The sequence below is a fragment of the Bartonella sp. CL25QHWL genome (assembly GCF_042195335.1).
Taxonomy (GTDB): domain Bacteria; phylum Pseudomonadota; class Alphaproteobacteria; order Rhizobiales; family Rhizobiaceae; genus Bartonella.
In genome coordinates, this window is the sequence record NZ_JBHIOE010000012.1 from 25294 (window position 1) to 45359 (window position 20066).

Annotated in this window: 5 protein-coding genes and 1 pseudogene; 4 read left to right on the plus strand and 2 right to left on the minus strand. The window is 40.3% G+C overall.

What is annotated here, in order from left to right; genetic code table 11:
* Window positions 1–1411: 1411 nt before the first annotated feature.
* Window positions 1412–2031, minus strand: a pseudogene (locus ACFILY_RS07400) (type ISP restriction/modification enzyme); the annotation flags it as partial.
* A gap of 249 nt (window positions 2032–2280) precedes the next feature.
* On the opposite strand from ACFILY_RS07400, the gene ACFILY_RS07405 reads away from it, so the two are divergent.
* The 4 genes from ACFILY_RS07405 to ACFILY_RS07420 all read left to right on the plus strand — a co-directional run bounded on the left by ACFILY_RS07405 (window position 2281) and on the right by ACFILY_RS07420 (window position 14203).
* The gene (locus tag ACFILY_RS07405; RefSeq protein ID WP_375631742.1) at window positions 2281–2460 is read left to right on the plus strand and encodes a hypothetical protein; all 180 of its coding nucleotides are present in this window, start codon (window positions 2281–2283) and stop codon (window positions 2458–2460) included.
* Complete coding sequence (locus ACFILY_RS07410; RefSeq protein WP_375637771.1) at window positions 2453–4213, plus strand: ShlB/FhaC/HecB family hemolysin secretion/activation protein; 1761 nt, start codon at window positions 2453–2455, stop codon at window positions 4211–4213. The genes ACFILY_RS07405 and ACFILY_RS07410 overlap by 8 nt, the downstream gene beginning before the upstream one ends.
* Window positions 4214–4303: 90 nt before the next feature.
* Window positions 4304–11554, plus strand: coding sequence for a DUF637 domain-containing protein (locus tag ACFILY_RS07415; RefSeq protein WP_375637770.1), 7251 nt, complete (start codon window positions 4304–4306; stop codon window positions 11552–11554).
* A gap of 12 nt (window positions 11555–11566) precedes the next feature.
* Window positions 11567–14203: a DUF6990 domain-containing protein gene (locus ACFILY_RS07420; RefSeq protein ID WP_375637769.1), complete on the plus strand. Its 2637-nt coding sequence runs from the start codon at window positions 11567–11569 to the stop codon at window positions 14201–14203.
* Window positions 14204–15076: 873 nt separating this feature from the next.
* Here ACFILY_RS07420 and ACFILY_RS07425 read toward each other — a convergent pair.
* Window positions 15077–20047: a DEAD/DEAH box helicase gene (locus tag ACFILY_RS07425; protein ID WP_375637768.1), complete on the minus strand. Its 4971-nt coding sequence runs from the start codon at window positions 20045–20047 to the stop codon at window positions 15077–15079.
* Between the last annotated feature and the right edge of the window lie 19 nt (window positions 20048–20066).

Consider the following 20066-nt stretch of genomic DNA (forward strand, 5'->3'; position numbering starts at 1 on the left):
ACACCCGACAAAATCACTATATATGCTAACAAAAGCATAAAAGATAGTCAGTTTTTAATAGGATTAGGTTTATCGCAACCTATTCGCTTACTGTTTAGTGTTGTTAAGCACTTAAGTATTCATATAACAAAATACGTATTTATTGTCAATTATTATTTTATCTTTTTTGATATTTTTTAAATACGTTATGTGTTGATAATATCTTATGCTTATTAATTGCTTCTTTTATATTTATGTGCTTTTAAAGCTATATTATGGGCTTTATGAAACGATTGCGTTATTTTCTGAATCTATACATTTATAATATTTAAAAACGCTCTCATAATGCGTATTTTTAGCTTTATAACCTATCATTTTTTTACTAAATGAATTTTAAATTTTTTGTGAATTTTGTTTATAAGGGGCTTTAATTTAAACGACCTTAATAGCACTGCGCTCTTATAACAAATGCTTTCATTTGCATTTTTGCTTTCTCTATAGCTGTTATGTTCTTTATAGCCATGGTATCATTTTTCATGTTCATAAGAGAAATGATAAATAGGATAATTGTGATTTATTGCTTGTTATGAAAACATCTCAATAGAAACTGATCATTATAGAGATGAGCAAAATCCCTTTTAATAAACTTTTGTCATTTTTGTCAGTTCTTTTTAGAACCTATATCATTTTTTTTAAATGATAAAAAATTAAAATCATTATATTTCAACAAGTTAAGTTTTATGAATTTTTCAAAATACAACTTATTAAAACAACCATAACAAATAAATACAACTATAAATATATATTTGTCAGTTTGTGTCAGTACATTGAATCGACAAAAGTGATCATTTAGTGAATGATTAAAACGTGTCTTATGAGAGTATGTGATCTTTTAAAGCCTTTCAAAAGAAAGGGATTATAATCATAATAAATGCTATCAAGACCATTATGGTTGTGAGTTTTGGAGGTTTAGGGGTTTTTGGGGGTTTTGGAGGTGCTTTTTACGCCCCCTCTTTATATATTTTAAAAATCAAAATAAAAGTCATTATATTTCAATATGTTAATTTTTATCAACTTTTCAAAAAAACAACCTATATCAATAATACAACCTTTAAATTCAATCAATAACATACGTTTTGTAGGGGGTTTGGGGGGGTTAAGAACCTTCAAAACCTATAAGTAATATAAGAAAATGAATATACATAACCCTCTTTAAACAAAGCTATCATTTTAGATTACGATATAATCTTTTAAAGGCAATCCAAATAAGAGTATCTAAAATTGCAAGTTTCTTCTTTTTAGAATAACGCATATAGACTATCCTTTCAGGATTATATGTAAGCAACTTAACAAAAGAGGTATAGAACCTATAGGTTATAAGACCTTATACCCCTTGTGAGGTTAACATGCCTATCATCTGAGCATGCCAAATCTATTCAGTTTCTCTTATTTCTAATTTTGGTAAGTTCTTAACGATTTTCATTGTTTCTAAACTTACGGTAATAACCCTTTGAAACAACTCCAATGGATAAGCAGGGTTGCCAACGGTTTCAACAGCATAGCGATTGGCATCATTAACAATGCCACTCTTCTTATCTGTCTTTACACATTGACGTTCCATAACCCATTCAAGAGAGATATCTGTCATGATGATATTGCTATTATAAGTAACTGTTGATTTATTCTTTTCCTTACTATCCTTAATTTTTGCGAATTTCATTTCAGTCACATAATAAAACTTTTCTGGATTAGAGATATCAGTTAATTTTGGATTACCCTTTTTAAAGGTCACAGGATAAGGCTCTACAGTTTCATAATTCACGTGCAAATGACCCAATTCATGCCCTGCTGTTACAAATTTCCAAAATCCTTAGCAGTTTTTACACAAGGGATACGAGGCAGTTCTTTGCATAAGTTATGAGCATAACGAGCACGATAATCTTCTGAATGCAAGAGACCGTAAACATAATAAAATAGATCATCTTTAGTAATTTTTTCATTAGGATAAGCGGCTTTAAAATATGCTAATTCTTCATCAGTTATGGCATTACGCATTTTCTTATTTTAGTAAATAAGCTATTGTCATACTATTTTTCTTATCAAGCGACAATCAATGGAGTGTCTCTTGTTGTCTCTAATATGTAACAGTTCCAATAAATTTGGTCTATTCTATGAATAAGAGTCTTTACTTTAAGCTCAAGATTATATTACATGCAACACCTTAAAATTAAGAAGCATATAGAGCATATGATTGTCATTTAACAGTGTCATTGTAAAATCTTCACAAGCGGGGGAAATGATATGGTTTGCACAACACATAAAGCAAGTGTATACAGTACAGTCTATGCTTTTCTCTCAGATGTTATAAGTATTACTCTCATCAAAAAATTAAAAAATTGTTACGCGGTTGGCGATTTTTTCTGTGACGCTGATGATATGGTTCATTTGGTTGCTCACTTTGAGGGCACAATGAATGCATAGATTTTTTTTCACTTTTATTTTTGCGGCTATTTTGTGCCTTTTCTCGTTGCCGAGTTTTGCCCAAAACATTCGTGAGAAAGCGATTAATCAATCAGAGAGCATCCAACGACAACAAACGCAAGAACAGCGTTTTCAACGATTGCACCGTAGAAACGAAACCCATGGGGTATTTTTGCCAGACGATGATACCACATCTGCCTATGGTGCTTCGTCTGGTACAACCTGTTTGCTGATCAAAAGCATTGAATTTGTTGATGCTCAGTTGATTTCTCATACCGACCTTCATGAAGCCATTTCTCTTTGGGAAGGGCGGTGTTTGGGGATTGCCGAAATCAACAAAGTGCTCAAAGCGGTGACCAAGCTTTATATGAAGCGCGGCTATATTGCGGTGCGGGCTTATTTGCCTGAGCAAGATTTAAGCGGCGGTCATCTCAAGATTGTTGTTGTTGAAGGCATGATGGAAGATATTACCCTTGATGGGCATAAAGTTGAGAGGAGACTTCAAGGAGAAATCACCACGGCTTTTCCAAACCTTATTGGAAAGCCGATCAATCTGCGCCAGATAGAGCAAGGGCTTGATCAAATCAATCGGCTTTTCTCACGCCAAGCCACCATTAATCTTGGTGCGGGGAGCAATTCGGGTGGTTCGATACTCGATGTTCATATTGAAAAACAGAAACCTTGGCTTATTACGCTTTCCAGCGATAATCTTGGCGCTAAAGCAACAGGGCTTTATCAAACGCGCTTGAGCCTTTCTTTTGATGATCTGTTAGGGATCAATGATCAATGGTCGTTTAGCTATCAGCGTTCTATGGATGGTAGTCCGTATCATTTTTCTCACAAGCGTCCCAATAGTGATACTCTAACGGGATCATTTTCTCTTCCCTATGGCACTTGGACAACAGGTTTTGATGGGACGTGGAGCCAATATCATTCGAGTGTTAAGGGGATATTTTCCGATATTATGACTGAGGGTAAGTCTTTATCGCTGACACCGTGGATTTCACGGGTTATTGACCGTGATCAAGAGGGAAAGACCTGGCTTACGGGACGCTTAACATGGAAATATTCTGATAATTTTATTATGGGCAGTCGGGTTGATGTTTCCAGCCGTAAACTGGCTATTGCAACCTTTGAGCTTGATCATTCGCGCAAGTGGCTTGGAGGAGAGTTAAGCGCGCATATAGGGTTTCATAAAGGGTTGGCAATTCTTGGCGCTTATGATGATAAAGAGCAAGAGAATGCAACAAAAAATTCACCCAAAGGGCAATTTTCCAAATTGTCTTTTTCCCTAGGCTACGTGCGTCCTTTTTCGCTCAAACAATATAACTTTCGCTATAACACACTGTTTTCAGGACAATTATCACCCGACACGTTGTTTAGTTCAGAGCAAATATCGCTTGGTGGTAGTTCCTCTGTGCGCGGGGTGCGTGAGGCGATTTATTACGGCAATAATGGGGCGTTTTGGCGCAATGAATTGTCGCTGTTGTTGCCAGGTTTTTCGTCGAGAATGGGGCGTAAATTTATGAGCCAATTTGCCCCTTATATGGCGCTTGATCTGGGGGCTGTAGCCAATGATGCAAACAAAAACAGTTTTGGCGGGAGCCTCGTTGGGGCAACTCTTGGTTTCCATGCAACCGGAGACATTACGGATATTGATGTATCTTATTCGAATATTTTAACCCAATCGACAGTGCGAGAAAAGGGAAATTCGACAGGGTTATTTCAAGTACGGGCATTATTGAGATTTTAGAGCAAAGGGGCGGTAAAAATATCGCTGCGCTGTTTACACCCATATGGGTTGTTTTTTTTAAGAGATAAAGAATTTTATGAGGAGCTAAAAATGCGGGGATTGAAAAATCAAAAGCATAGATTGGGATATGGATACAAGCGAGGAAAGCGCGTTCTTTGTGTTTTGCAGCGAGGGATCCATAAGGGGCTTTCACTGGTTTTAAGTTTTTGCTTAGCTTTTCAGCCTTTGTTGTTGCAAGCACAAGCGCTTGGAGCGCGAAGTCCTGTTGCACAAGAGAGCCAAGGGATTAAAGCAGCTGATGGGGTTGGCTCTGTTTTCCGCCCCACGGTGGGGAAAGCTGGCAATGATGTGCCGCTGATTGATATTGTTCGCCCCAATGGACAAGGTCTTTCTCATAACAAATATGACAGTTTCAATGTTGATACCCATGGCGTGATTTTGAACAATTCGACTGAGGAAGTCTCGCGTTCACAGCTTGGGGGATTGGTGCCAGGCAACGGCAATTTGCGTTATAGCGGTGCAGCAAAGGTTATCCTTAATGAAGTGGTGAGTGCCAATCGCTCGCGTCTTGAAGGTGTGAGCGAAGTACACGGGCAAATGGCGGATGTTATTATCGCCAACCCCAATGGGATTACCTGTAACGGTTGTGGCTTTATCAATACCCCACGGGTGACTTTATCGACCGGACAACCGATCATTGGAGCCGATGGCGCTTTGAGTGGGTTGCGTGTTGAGGGTGGTGATATCACCATAGGCGCTCGTGGTGCTGATGGGAGTTCATTAGATATTTTTGATCTTGTTTCGCGCAAGATCAGTGTCGGGGGTCCTATACAGGTCAAAGGAGATTTGGCTGTTATCGCTGGTCACAATCATTTTGATTATCACAAGCGCGAAGCAACTTCTCTTGGTTCTGATGGCAAAGAGCCAGAATTGGCGATTGATTCCAGTGAGTTTGGTGGAATGTATGCGGGGCAGATCCGCGTGATTGCCAATGATAAAGGCGCCGGCGTTAAAATGCGCGGAGACATGGTTGCCAATGCAGGCGCCATGAGATTGACAAGTGATGGCAAGCTGGTGATTGCCAAAGCACGTGCCAAAGGTGCGGTGAAGGCTCATTCGCACCACGATAGTGTGCACGTGAAAGATCTGCTTTTTTCAGAAGAAGCGGTTGAACTGAAGGCTTTGAAACATGTTGAATTGGCTGAGCAAGCTCGCGTTGCGGCAAGCGGTGCTGTTGATGTGCACGCCGATGTGATCAAGCTCCAGTCCCATGCTCTTCTAGCAAGCGGTATTGGGAGTGATGGTCAACAGTCAGCGACGGGTTCTTTGCATTTACAGGCAGCAAAGCTTGAGGCGGGGAATGGGCGGATAGCCGCCGGTGATCTTTTAGAGATCCAAGCAGCAACAATTGATCTAAGCCGCATGCAAGACAATGATCAAACAGGGGTTTCTTCCCTTGGCGATTTGATCATTAAAACCAATCAAATCACCGCTTTAAACAACCATATTGGTGCCAAGGGGAATATTGTCTTGAGCGCCGATGATGCGCTCACTGTAGGCGCTGGACATTATAGCGCCGGCGGCTCTCTTTTGGTGCAAGCGGCAGAGCTTACATCACGTGCGCGCTTAGTGGCAGAGCAAAAAATTGACCTTTATGCGCGTAGCGGTGATCTTGTCCAAGAAGGCACTGTCTGGTCTAATGGGGAGATAACGCTGGATGCCCATGGTGCCCTCAATCATACGGGTGATATTATCAGTATGCAGCAGGTTGCATTGACAGCGGGTGGCATGCTCACAACCGGTCAAGAGAGCACGATTTTAAGTTATGATGTGGTTTTAAGTGCTGATGCTTTAACCCAAGCAGGGACTGTGGAAGCTCAAGAAGGAGCATTAACCCTTCAAGTGCGTGATGGGGTTGCAAATAACGGCACAATGCGCGGTGAGAGTGTCGATGCTCATATTGGTGCATTTACCAATCAAGGGACGTTTATTGCAACCGATGATTTGCATTTGATGGTAAGCACACAAGAAGGCGCCGATCCGCAACAAGCCTTTCTGAAGAATACATCCGAAGGTGTCCTTCAAAGTGGTGGTGTTTTTGTTGTGATCGCAGGGCAATTAGACAATGCCGGTGTGCTTGGCTCTAGTGGTGAGAATGTTGCCCTCAATGTGGCAGGAAATGTCAGCAATAGCGGGCTGATTTACGCCAAAAAATCTATGGATCTATTCAGTGATGGTGATTTAACCAACACACAGGGCAGAATTATTGCTGAAGAGGCTCTCAGCATTGGTGGGCTGAAAGAGATACGTGCTGGTCATATAAATAATGAGGCTGGTCTTCTCAGTGCTTTAGCCGGTGAGATGAAGATTGTTGCAACGTCTTTTGTCAATAAAAGCGCTGAAACGACAAATTCAGACCAACAAAACGCTACACATGATGAAGGTGCGCATGTTTTAGCGCGGGATGGTTTGCGCATTGATGTGGGCAGTTTTGAGAATGTTGATGGTCTCATTTCTACGCAAGGGGCAGTTAATATTGTTGCTGATAGTGTGATCCAAGCAGGGCACATAGAGATTGAGCGTGGTGACCTTCAACTGACCAGCCACGGTGATTTAAGCAATAGTGGCACAATAGAAAGCAATGATACCATTGCTTTGCATGCGCAAAACACTCTGAACCAAACGGGGCGCATTGTCTCTAAAAAGCGGATAGAGCTTTCCAGTGATGGCATCTTGACGCTGGGCGAGACAAGTGAGGTTGGCGCCTATGATGTAACGCTGAAGGCAGGCACACTCACCCAAGATGGGCTTGTGGAAGCGCAAGGCGGAGTACTTACTCTCAACAGCCATGATGTTTTAAGCAATTCCGGTATCATGGTGGGCGGTGTTGTTGATGCAACTCTCGGGTCTTTAGCCAATTCCGGTCAGCTTTTAGCCAGTGACAGTTTTACGCTTATAGCAGAAAGCCATGATCCGTCATTGGGGCAAGTTGCTCTGGTTTTAAATGGTGAAGACGGAGTTCTCAAAAGTGGTGGTGCTTTTGTCTTAACCGCAGATGTTTTGGACAATGCCGGCAGTATTGGTTCAAGTGGTGATGGGGTTGCGCTCAATGTGAGCGCTGATCTGAGCAATAGCGGGCTGATTTATGCCAAGAAATCTGCCATTTTCTCCTTAGATGGGGATTTTATCAATAAGTTTGCCGATGTCATTGCTGAAGACAATCTCATCATCCGTGGTTTAAGTGGAGAGCGGGCTGGTCATGTAATCAACAGCTCGGGTCTTTTAGAAGCCGTGTCAGGCGATATGACCTTCGATGTCTCAGCTCTCACCAACATGCGCGAAGGTGGGGTTGAAGTTAGCGATAAAGTGATTTCTCACAGTTACGTGCGAGGAGAATGGGAAAATATCCCAAATGTTGATAAACACACAAGGATCAAGAAAAATATCGACACTACGATCATTCGTCAGCAGCCTCATTTTACCAATAATGCGGCACAGATTTTGGTAGGGCGTCATCTCACGGTCCATGCCGGTGATATCCGCAATAGCTATAGTTTGATTGCTGCTAATGGCAACATTGAGATGCAGGGTGATACGCTGCTCAATGAGGGGCGTGATTTAATTGAAACAACCAAGATTGTAACTGAAACACGCTACAGATATAAGCAATGTAGTATCACAAATCCAGCATGTATAGGGCAAGGTGCAGAAGAATGGGATGGTCCTACTTTTACCCAAACACCCAAACGTACCTATGATGCTGTTTATGGCACGATTGAAGCTGGTGGCACGCTTGATGCCAAGTTGACAGGCTATATTGACAATCATGCGGTGCGTGAGGGGGTTGAGCAAGTTGGCTTAAGCTCTGGCGATAAAGGTTTGGCTGGTGTTAAAAACACCGATTTTGACGGTTCCAAACCACTGATTAGTGATGATCGATTGGACGGCATCATCAATGGTTTGAAAGGGCACAAAGGACTTTTTGCACCAAGCACAAAAACACCCGCACCAGAATCCATACAAGTGCCAACGCAAGATGGGCTTAACTCTGTCAAGACAGAGTTGGCTGGCAGCCAATCACCGGATGTGCCGTTTTTAGTTGAGACGCGACAGGATTTTATCAACCCAAGTAAATTTTTAGGATCGGACTATTACTTAAAAAAGATTGGCAATTATAAGCCTGAGCACGTGTTTAAAAGATTGGGGGATGCTTATTTTGAATATCGTCTGGTGGGTGAGCAAATCTTTGAACTGACAGGCAATCGCACTCTTCTTGATGTTGAAGATCCTAACGCTCAAATGCAAAGGCTTTATGACAATGCTGTGGAGCAGCAGGGTCCTTTGGGGTTAGTGCTAGGCAAGCCCTTAACGCCTCAGCAGATTGCTGGGATCAAAAAGGATATGATCTGGCTTGAAACTCACCTTGTCGACGGACAAGAGGTCTTAGTGCCCCACGTTTATTTGGCGCCAACCTCCTCTTCAGAACAAGGGATAAAAAACGCACAAGGATTGCAAGGAAACCTTGCCAGTGCGCGTTTGAAAGGCAATGGCGTCACTATAGAGACGGACCGTCTTACCAATAGCGGTGCTGTGGTAAGTAATGATGCACTGCACGTTTCGACCACGCAAACATTGTTTAATGATGGTGGTTTTTTAGATGCCAGAGGTGCTGTAGAACTCACCAGTAACGGTCTTTTAGCGAATTCTTCCGGTGTTATTCATGGTGATACGGTTACCATGACGGGTGATACGATTGTCAATAGTACCGCTAAAATCCGTGACACGAATGAATATGGTTTTGTTGATCGAGCTGGGCAGAAGGGACAAATTCTCTCTGATCATGAATTAAACATTCAATCCCTTGGTGATCTTGGCTCAGAGGGTGGGGAATTCACCAGCGGCGGTCCGATGACGGTGATTGTCGGTGGTTCTGCTACGTTTGGTTCATTAGTGCTAGAGAGTGACCATAAGGAGACATTGGAAAAAGGGCATTATAACGCCCAAAGCAGTGAGCACCGTTTGACAGAAGTCAAAAGTGATGGAGATTTGACCATTGTCACAGGTGGTGAACTGAACCTTGAGGGAAAGTTTAAAGCCAAGGGCAATGGTGATTTCACCAGTGGTGGCGCTCTCACCGTGACTTCGGTGCAAGATTTTAACAGTTCTGATTTGGATGATAGGGGCAAAGAAGGCGACAAATCGAAGCAAAAGAATAAGTTTCGTCAACAATCAACAGAAGTTACTACAAACAAAACCACGATAGAAGCAGAGGGCGACCTCTCCATGCATGCCAAAGATGGGCATCTCACACTTGGTGCGGCAGGGCTATCAAGTGGTGGTCAGACGCATTTGGCATCAGATACGGGAAAAATCAAGTTTCTGACCAACAAGGATCAAGATTTTAAGGATGTTTATCAGCGTAATGAAAACCTTGTGTGGTGGAGTGAGAGCGATAAAGGTTACCTTAAGGAGACCATCGAACATGTCACCATAGATGCTAAGGGTGGCATAAAGCTTGATGCGGGTGATGGCTTTGTTGTTGAGTATGAGGCAACTGGTGATTTAGACAAATCTCTTGAGCAATTGTCTCGCTCTCCAGGCATGGCATGGATCAAGCAACTGCGTGATGATCCAGAATTATCCAAGCAAGTGGATTGGCAAGCAGTTAAGGCTGAATTTAAAGACTGGGATTATAAAGCCCAAGGGCTGACAGAAGCCGGTGCGGCTATCGTGGCCTTGGCTGTCACGGCGGTTACGGGCGGAGCAGCCTCGGGCGCTGCCAGTGCCATTACCGGTGCTTTGGGGCTTGGCTCGAGTACCGCCATGAATGCGGCGATACAGGCAGGTGTCCAAGCACTGATTAACAAAAGCGCTGTGGCTCTTGTCAATAATCGCGGCAACATTGCCGGCGCCTTGCATGAGCTTGGCTCTTCAAAGAATGTTCTCAGCATTGTCTCATCGATGTTAACGGCGGGCTTAACCAGCCAACTAACGGAAATGGCAGGTGTTGGACAATCTTTGCCAAAAACCGCTCCTTTTGTCGATCGTATCGCCCTTGAAGCGAAAAAGAACTTGATCAAAGCCGCCATTGGCACAGGCGTGCAGACGGCTCTTGAGGGCGGCTCTCTTGACAAGAACTTTTTTAACAATCTGCGCATCGCCCTGTCTGATACGGTTGGCAAATCGTTGGCAGAAGAAATCGGTACCGCCAAGGCAGAAGGCAAAATAGATACGGTCACACAGATCGTTGCCCACGCTGGTCTTGGCTGCTTAAAAGGCGCTGTTGCGAGTGGTGCTTGCACGGCCGGTGCTGTGGGGGGTGCTGTGGGCGAAGCCACAGCCATGCTCCAGTTTAAACTGTCGACCAAAAATTTTATACAAAAAGAAATAGCAGCATTGGATGGTCGTGTTCCAACGGCAGAAGAACAAGCGCGTATCAATGCAAAGATTGAAGCACAGTTTTCTGATTTTAATGATCATGCCATTGATATCGCGCGCATAGCGGGGGGCTTTGCTGCTGCCCTTGCTGGTGGTGATGTCAATACTGGCGCTGATGCCGCAGGTAATGCTGCCGAAAATAATTTTCTTCCTGCGGTAGCAGCTGCTGTAGCGTTCATTGTGTCGCTTACGCCACAAGAGTTGGCAGCTCTGTCTCTTTTTATGGCTGGTGGAGCAACTATTGTTCAATCTCCTAACAATAGAACCGCTATAGCTGATTTCCTTACCTATTGGTTTGCATCGAAAAATTCTGCAGAAGATAGCGAAAAAACAAATCAAAACTCACAAGAAGAAAAAAATAAAGATTCTCAGAAGGAAAGTAAAAATAAGAAAAAAAACGGAAACAATAAAGAACCACAAAACAATAATGATGGAACGGGTAACATACTTGGACAAGTCAGGAAGCATCATGATAAAAAACGCGATGAGAAAAAACAAGAATTAAAGGATGAAGGATGTAGAACATGCAAAACAGAAATAGTATTCAAAACTAAGACGGATAAGGGGGTAGTAAGATCTCGTGCGGATATTGTTTATATAGAGAATGGTAAAATAAAAATTGGCGAGGTAAAAACGGGGAAGAATTCTAAATTAAGTGAACAACAAAAGATTTTAAAAGAGGCATATAAAGAAGGAAATGCAGAGCCCACAAAAGGCAAATTTACGGAATTTCTTAAAGATAACAAAGAGTTCTTAGAAAAATATCAAAAAGATTTCAAAGATTTTAAAGGAAGTAAGAAAGAATTGGAAAATGAGAATAGAAAATGGATTAAAGAACAATTGAATAATAAGTTAGACAAAACTGACGTTAACGTTTTTCATTATCCAGGACTTTTTGAATGAAAGTGAATAGCGATGCGAACTAAAGACGTGACAGAGATTTTAAAAACGCTTGGCTGGGAACCTTATCGTGCTGAAGATGGTAGTATGTTTGCGCATTATCATCTTCCCGATCGCATTGTAGGCATTAGTTATGATGTTGTAGATTATGGAGAGGATGGGGGAAAATTTCGGCTATCGGCTGATCTTACCACTGCTGCTTATTGCCTTGCTTGGGAATATGCTAGTGGTGAAGTATCACAGGATAAGTATGAAGATACGCTGTTTTCTGCGAAAGAGGATTTCGATGTTACAGCTTCAGATCTCTCAGAAAGCCATGTTAAGGAATCTTTAAATAGGGTTATCGCTTGGGCGAAAGAACAAGATATTGAACAAAAATTACGTGAAAAAGCAGCCAATCATTCTGCTGTTGCAGAAGCATTACTTGGTGATATTGAGGCTTTAAAAAGTTCTAAGTTTACACCCCAATTACATGTACCAGAATTTTCAGATTACAAAACAATAGGGTGGATTGAGCGCCTCATTCTTTTTGCGCAAGCTTATAAAAACGGGGAGTTAGATGACATTTTAGCGCGTAAAAAACCTAAACAGTGGTCGATGAGTCTTACAGCAGCAACTCGCATTTTTAAAATTCAAGGGTGGTTTGCCACAGAGCTTGGGAAAATGTGGTTGGTTTTGCCGGATCGTTTTATTAAGTTAGATTTTGGCTTTGTACATCTCTATGATCAGTACAATATTCATCTCGAAGCTGAAATATCTAATGAAGAGATTTCTTTGGCTTGCTTGTATATTCATTTTTGTGGACAACGTAATCTTGTACGACCTACGGATATTTATCGATCTTTTAATACGATTGGAGGAGAGAATTTTCGTGGGGTTGATAAAGGAATTGATATTTGTGTAGAGATATTGAATGAGCAAGAGTTGACAAAAATCTCTGAGCGGGTGATACAGTGGGCACGTGCCCAAGATTTACAAGCGTCAATAGAAAGCAAAACGCTTATCCAAAAATATAGCTATTATCCAGCTGTGATTTGGCATTTGGCTTGTTTAGCATTGACAGGTCAAATTGATGTCCTAAAATCCTATCAAGATTCTATTGCAGAGGATAAGATTCCTGAGCATTTGCAAAATCTTGATGAAGAACTGGAGGGGTATGTTAATCACGCTGTTGAATTTGCAGAAAGACATCTGAAAATCTTTAATGAGCGAAAAGCCATAGATGATCGTCTTAGTTTGCAAGATTTGTCTTTTCTTAATACAGTTTCTGAAGACTTAAAAAGGATGGGGTGGACAGTTTATCGAGATAAGAACTATGATCGCAATGCTTATTTTGTAAGTAAAGACCTTATCATCAATATAATGTATAACCTTCAAAGTGATGAAGAAGAGCCGATTGTTGTATTTAAGGCTTCCCTTTCAACACTTAGTTTTTCTACTGCTCATAGAGAGATGTTTCCTAGATTGCCCCAATATATAGCTCTCAAAGAGGCAGAAGAATTTTATACAGTTTCTAGTACTGAATTGGATGAAGGTAAACTGAAGCAGATCTGTGCGGATATTTTGTGCTGGGCTGATCGACAAAATGTGAATCAAATCATCTATGATTATGCGGCTTTGTCCCCAGACAGTGAATATGATTTTGCGAAGTTGCACCTTATTGCACTTATTCTTATTGGGGATGTTGAAAAACTCAAATTTTATAAGGAAAGTTTGAAGGATAAAAACTTTTCAGCTTTGATAAGGGAAAACATAGCACATATTATTGATAACGTCCTTACTCTTGCACGCCGTTATCGGACTGGTTTTCCTAAAAATGCTCCGATTTTAAGCTTGGATACGCAAACAGCATCTGTTGCTTCTAAAACAACTTCTGTTGAAGTGGCAGAGGAAGTGGATGAAGCGGATGACACTGATGATCGTCTCACCATGGAAAGTGCTCATGCAATTTTAAAAATCCTAGGCTGGTCAACCGAGAAAATCAATGAGAATGACCATATGGCAAGCTATCAATTGGCTGATCGTGAAGTAGATATTCTTTATAACGACGAAATTGCCAAAGACTACCCACAATTTGATAGCGCCTTTTTGATTAGCACGGGCATTCTTTCCACCGCTTGTAAATTCATTGATCCTACCCACACGGAAGATATTCCAGATATACAGCTTAATTTTGAAGCCAAGGGATTAGAAATCTTTGAACCAGAAGTCACTGCGGATCGCTTAAAGCAAGCACTTGATGATGCGCTAAAATGGTCAGTCAAAGACATTGACCTTTCTAAAAGGCTACGCTCTGATTATGGTATAGCTCCTTGGGAAAAAGGCGCTACGTCTAAAGCAAACGATACGGATTATGCTTTACTTCATCTTGGCGCTCTTGCTTTGTTGGGTGATGTTGAGACCTTACAATCTTATCAGCAAAGCTTTACGGCAGGTGATCACCTAGGTTTTGACGAGAGCATCAACAAAACCCACCTTGAACGTGCATTAGCTTTAGCCAAAGAAGTAGCAAAGGTGAAGCAAGTGAGTTACGCTTTGATTAAACAGGTGGCAGAAAAGCTTGATGATCCACAAGAGGTTACCAGCAAGGAGCAACCCCGCTCGTGGAAAGAGAAAATAGTCAATTTTATCGGAAAAAAAGACAAGAAATAGCACCTAAAAAATATCGAAAAGATTTCAGAAATTTAGAAAATAAGACGCGCTCCAAAGCCTTGATCACTAGTTGAGAAACTCAACAGTAGTGTGGCTCTGATCATGGTTTTGGTGCAAGATTTTAATGAAACAGCCTATTATTTCATAGATTATTAAAATTACTTTTTATGGGCTTTTGTCTATTTTATCGGTTATGTCAGTTTATTTAACAGACGAATCTTATGATTTTAGTGAATGATTAAAATGTGCTTTATGAAAAGCATATGATCCTTTAAGCCTTTCAAAAGAAAGGGATTATAATCATAATAGATGCTATCAAGACCATTATGGTTATGAGTTTTGGAGGTTTAGGGGGTTTTGGAGGTGCTTTTTACGCTCCCCCCTTTACATATTTTTCAATAAAAAATAAAAGTCATTATATTTCAATAAGTTAATCTTTCAAATAAACAACCTATATTAAACACAAAACATAAATACAATCTTTAATATATATTTAAGAGGGTTTTGTAGGTGTTTTGGGGGTTTGAGAAACATTCAAAACCTATAAGTAATATAAGAAAATGAATATACATAACTCTCTTTAAACAAAGCTTCTGATAACAATAAAGCTATCATTTTAGATTACGGTATAATCTTTTAAAGGCAATGTAAAAGAAGCGTATTCACTTTAAGATGGGATTTATTAAAAATCTTAAAGCAATCCAAAGTACAGTGTTAAAAAGTGCAAAGCCTTATCTTTTATGATAACGCATATAAAATATTCTTTTAAAGATTATATGTAAGCAATTTATAAAAGGGGCATAGAACCTATAGGTATAAAACCTTATACCCGTTGTGAGTTTATCATACCCATTATGTGAGCACGCTTTTAAGTTATTCAGTTTCTCTAATTTCTAGTTTTGGTAGGTTCTTAACGATTTTCATTGTCTCTAAACTTACGGTAATAACCCTTTGAAACAACTCTAATGGATAAGCAGGGTTGCCAACGGTTTCAACAGCATAGTGATTGGCATCATTCACAATGCCACTCTTTTTATCAGTCTTTACACATTGACGCCCCATAACCCATTCAAGAGCGGGCTTGCCATTGACGATATACTCATAAGCTTCAAGAGGGATATCTGTTATTGTGATATTGCTGTTATAAAAAACAATCGATTTATCTTTCTCTTTACCTGCTTTTGCGAATTTCATTTCTGTAACGTAATAAAACTTTTCGGGATTAGAGATGTCAGTTAATTTTGGATTACCCTTTTTAAAGGTCACGGGATAAGGCTCTACAGTTTCATAATTCACGTGCAAATGCCCTAGTTCACGTCCAGCATTAACAAACTTCCAAAAATCTTCAGCGCTTTTTACACAAGGGATGCGAGGCAATTCTTTAGAGAGGTTATCAGCATAACGAGCACGATAATCTTCCGAATGTAACAATCCGTAGACGTAATAGAACAAATCATCTTTAGTGATTTTTTCATTCGGATAAGCTGCTTTAAAATGTGCTAATCCTTCATCAGTAATGGCATCACGCCTCTGTAAATCAGCTGTTTTACTTTCTTCTGTAGAAATTAAAAATAAATGGGATTGTTTTTCATTTTTACTTTTTGAAACCGTATCATCTTTGTAAATATAGCGTGGAAAGCATTGACCTGTATCTATTACACTCACATCAGGTACATTTTTAGTCATCAAGATAGAAAATCCACTTCTTGCTCCTACAGAAGAAACTTGTATCACTTTATTTTCAGTCGCTTTTTCTATAGGAAATATCCGCGGCATTTGGTAAACCATATCATTGAAGGTACGATTATAATAAAGCCATCGTTGTGTAAAAGGACGATACAGACTTGGTATGAGGCATGTCTCTTCAAATTCAAAAAATTTTCTTTTTGTCAACTCTTGTTTAAGTCCACGGCTCCAACTTATCTTACTTTCATCTGAATTTACAAAATTATTTACAACATTGGTATGTATTTTACGGTCAGTGTGTGCATAAGTATCATTAAAACGTTCCACTTCACTGTTATAGAAGGCAATCATATTACTCATGTTTTTTGCTAGAGCTTCAGGGCTTGAGTTGTATGTCCAAGCATCACGACTCGTCATAATACCGCGAGAAAAATTTTCAAACAGCTTTTTACCATGACTTTTCTTATCACCTAGGGCTAGGAATGTTTTGAAACTCTCATCACGTTGATTTATCCAATCACCATGTTCATCCGGCGTGATCATTTGCCAACTTTGTTCACGTGTAATGCCATCAATACTACCAAAGTATTCAAGAGCTGTAAGTTTTTCTTTTGTCGTGAAATTATTACCAATGTCATGATAGTAAATTTTACAATCTCCGGAAGCATTGGGATTTTTGATAAACAATGTTATAGCAATACCAGTCATACTACCATTGCCAAAAACATTTTCACCTTCTTGAGCTTTCCCATCGCTTAACATATTTTTACGAATATCCCCCCGTAAATTAAGCACATAAATACTCGTAAACTCTTTGGCTAAAGATTTTCGTAAGCTATCCATTGTTGGCTTTTCTATGTAACCAGAACCAGAAACAAAGCCTATTACCCCAGCATTACTAATACGGTCACTTGCCCAACGAATGGCACGGATATAGCTGTCATAAAGTGCTCGTATATTCGTTACTTTCGATTGAGCAGCATAAGTTTTACGGATACGTTCATCTAATATGGGATAAGGGCTGTTCTTTGCATTATCATTTTCGCTTTTTTGCCCTACTGAATAAGGAGGATTCCCAAAAATAACTTCAATATTGAGGTTTTTCTGAAGTTCTAAATATTCACTGTTTTTCTCTAGTAAACCTCTCATCAGATCTTGTTTTTCAAGCATCCGGAATGTATCGGTTAAACCAATATGCTTGAAAGGAATATAATGTCCTTTCATGATACTATGATAGGTCGATTCAATGTTAATGGCTGCTATGTAGTACGCTAGCAAAACAATCTCATTGGCATGGATATCATGACGGAACTTATATTCCATATCCTCTGGTTTTATGAGCTTTGATTGTAAAAGCCTTGTGATAAAGGTCCCCGTTCCAGTGAAAGGGTCAAGAATAGAAACACCACGTGACCCCAAGCTTTTTCCAAATTCATTGCGTAAAACATCATCAACAGAATGAATGATAAAATCCACGACCTCAACGGGGGTATAAACAATCCCAAGCCTATCCGTGGTTTTCTTAAATGCCTTGGTAAAAAAATCTTCGTAAAGTTTGATAATAAGATTTTGTCTTGCCTGTGGTTCTGTAATGCCAGAGGCACGGAACTTTACGCTGTCATAAAACTCTTGTAATTCTTTGGATTCTTCCTCGATATTGGTTTTGTCGAGTTCTGTTAAGATTTTTTCCATTGCTTGCGAAATGGCATTGTTTTGCACAAATTCATTGCCCTCAAACAAAGCTTCAAACACGGGACGCGTTACAAGATGTTGCGCTAACATCTCAATCGCTTCTTCTTGCTTTATCTCACTGTTTAAGTTGTTTTTTAATTCTTTATAAAACGTATCAAAGGCATGATAAGCTTCGCTTGTCTGATCAGAAAGCATAGTTTGAAGGCGTGTGATATGGTTTTGTGCAATCTCAGCAACATTGCCAGCCCAAATGCCCCAATAATCACTCATGGTAGATTTTTTAACAATCAGTGTTTTGAGAGCATTGGGAAACTCAACAAAAAAGGGCAATCTTCCTTGTCCTTCATATGTTTGGTGCGGTTCATGAGCTTGTGTCCCAATACGAAGTCCGGATTTTTCTGATTTTTCGTGGAGCGTGATTTCGTCAATAACCGTGGTGACATTCTCTAATTCGGTCTTTTTAGAAACTGTAACAATGTCGATGATAGAGCTTACGTCTTGTCCTAAGACCATCTGGTTAAGGGTTTTACTAAAATTCTCATCATGGGCAAGCAAAGCATTGAGAACTTGCCAGACAACACTGTATCTCTTATTGTTTTTTAATGCCTCTTCTGGTGAAACACCAGCAGGAACACCAACCGGCAAAATGATATAGCCCATCTTTTTGCCTTTTGCACGACGCATCACACGTCCCACTGCTTGTATCACATCCACTTGGCTTTTACGCGGGTGTAAAAACATAACCGCATCAAGGGAAGGAACATCAACACCTTCTGAAAGGCAGCGTACATTGGTTAATATACGGCAGACATTCTCACCCGCATCTTCTTTCAACCAATCAAGTTTTATCGTACGGTTTTTGGCACCAGATTTTCCATTAATATGATCTACTTGACAGTTAAGAGGGGGAATATTTTTATGGTTTTCATGAAGATTACGTAAATCTTTCTTAACTTCTTCATCGTTGAATGTTCTACATATGCGTTCAGAAGTATCAATATCTCTACAAAAAGCCAAAGCCCGATGCATGGGTCTTGTATCATCCCCAAGATCAATTTTCAGATCCATTTTGGTAAGAGCTTGATAACAACCCATGATCTTTGTTCTATCATCAAGAATAAGTTCATAATTCTCATCTGTCATCAGATGCTGGATAGATTTACTCACTTCTCCTTCATCAACACCTAAAACGATAATCTTGTAAGGCGTTAAAAGTCCATTTTTTACAGCATGGGAGAAACTATAAGAATAAAAGATTTTGCCATAAAGCTCTTCATCATCCATAGAAGCCAGAACAGCATCAATCTCATTAGCTTGTTTTTTGGCATTATCACTAAAGATACGAGGGGTTGCTGTCATATACAGACGTTTCTTGCCCCGAATAAGGCTATTATTATGAACCTTGATAAACTCAGATTCACTCTTGTCTGTTCCTAACACAGCTCCAGTGGTACGGTGTGCTTCATCACAAATGATCAGATCAAATTCCGGTAAAGCATATTTCTTTTGCGCATCCGAAATCACTTGGATCGAATGGTAGGTAGCAAAGACCACTGTCATGGCATCAGGAGAAACCTTATTGGCTTTTTCTCCAAGCTTTTGAGAATCTGTTGTTGCTGGTAGAGCGAGATCCGAGACATCGAGTTCGGCGGCATCATCTTGGGCTTTACGACGTTTTCCAACTTGTGTATCAGAACACACCGCAAAGGAACGCAAGGGTATTGCTGTATCTCCTGTCCATTCTCTTATTGTTTGTGACATTAAAGAAAGAGAGGGGACAAGAAATAAAACACGTTTACCTTGACCAGCAAGAGCTTCTGCTATCTTCAGACTGGTAAAGGTCTTTCCCGTTCCACACGCCATAATCAGCTTGCCGCGGTCTGCTTCTTTTAACCCTTCACAAACAGCTTTAAGCGCTTCTTGTTGATGATCTAAAAGCTTTTTCGGTTCTTTTTTCTTAAGAGTAGCTTCCCCTTTGCTTTCAAAGGTTGACCAATCTATTTGACTGTTTTCCAGATCAAAAAGATTAATCCGTTGAATGCGGATTCCTTGTCCTTCACAGGTGAGATCGGCATTGTTACTCCAATTACCTTCGGTGCTATCAACCAGAATACGGCGTGTGAAGATCTTTTTTCCCGAGGCAGCAATAAAGCTATCAATATCTTCCTTCTTGATTTGATGATTTGCACTATAAAACTTACATTGAATAGCGGCATATCCTTCTTCATCACGAATTTTAGCAACCAGATCAATGCCGATATCACGCCCATCTTCTCCATGCTCTTTTGCCCATTCACAATAGGTTTGAACCTTTTCATATTCTTGGCATTGTAGAGGGTCTTGCGTCAAATAAGCAATTACAAACTTTTCAAAAGAAGTTCCTCTATCGCGCGCACTTTCTGTATGATCACGGTAGGATTGTAACAGAGAGCGTAATGTCAGTGGTTTGTTATGAGATTGAAGCATTTATAATAAAACCCCACCG

Excerpts from the sequence above, each read along its gene's own strand:
- ACFILY_RS07405 (WP_375631742.1), top strand. The coding sequence starts at position 2,281 with ATGGTTTGCACAACACATAAAGCAAGTGTATACAGTACAGTCTATGCT.
- ACFILY_RS07410 (WP_375637771.1), top strand. The coding sequence starts at position 2,453 with ATGCATAGATTTTTTTTCACTTTTATTTTTGCGGCTATTTTGTGCCTT.
- ACFILY_RS07415 (WP_375637770.1), top strand. The coding sequence starts at position 4,304 with ATGCGGGGATTGAAAAATCAAAAGCATAGATTGGGATATGGATACAAG.
- ACFILY_RS07420 (WP_375637769.1), top strand. The coding sequence starts at position 11,567 with ATGCGAACTAAAGACGTGACAGAGATTTTAAAAACGCTTGGCTGGGAA.
- ACFILY_RS07425 (WP_375637768.1), bottom strand. The coding sequence starts at position 20,047 with ATGCTTCAATCTCATAACAAACCACTGACATTACGCTCTCTGTTACAA.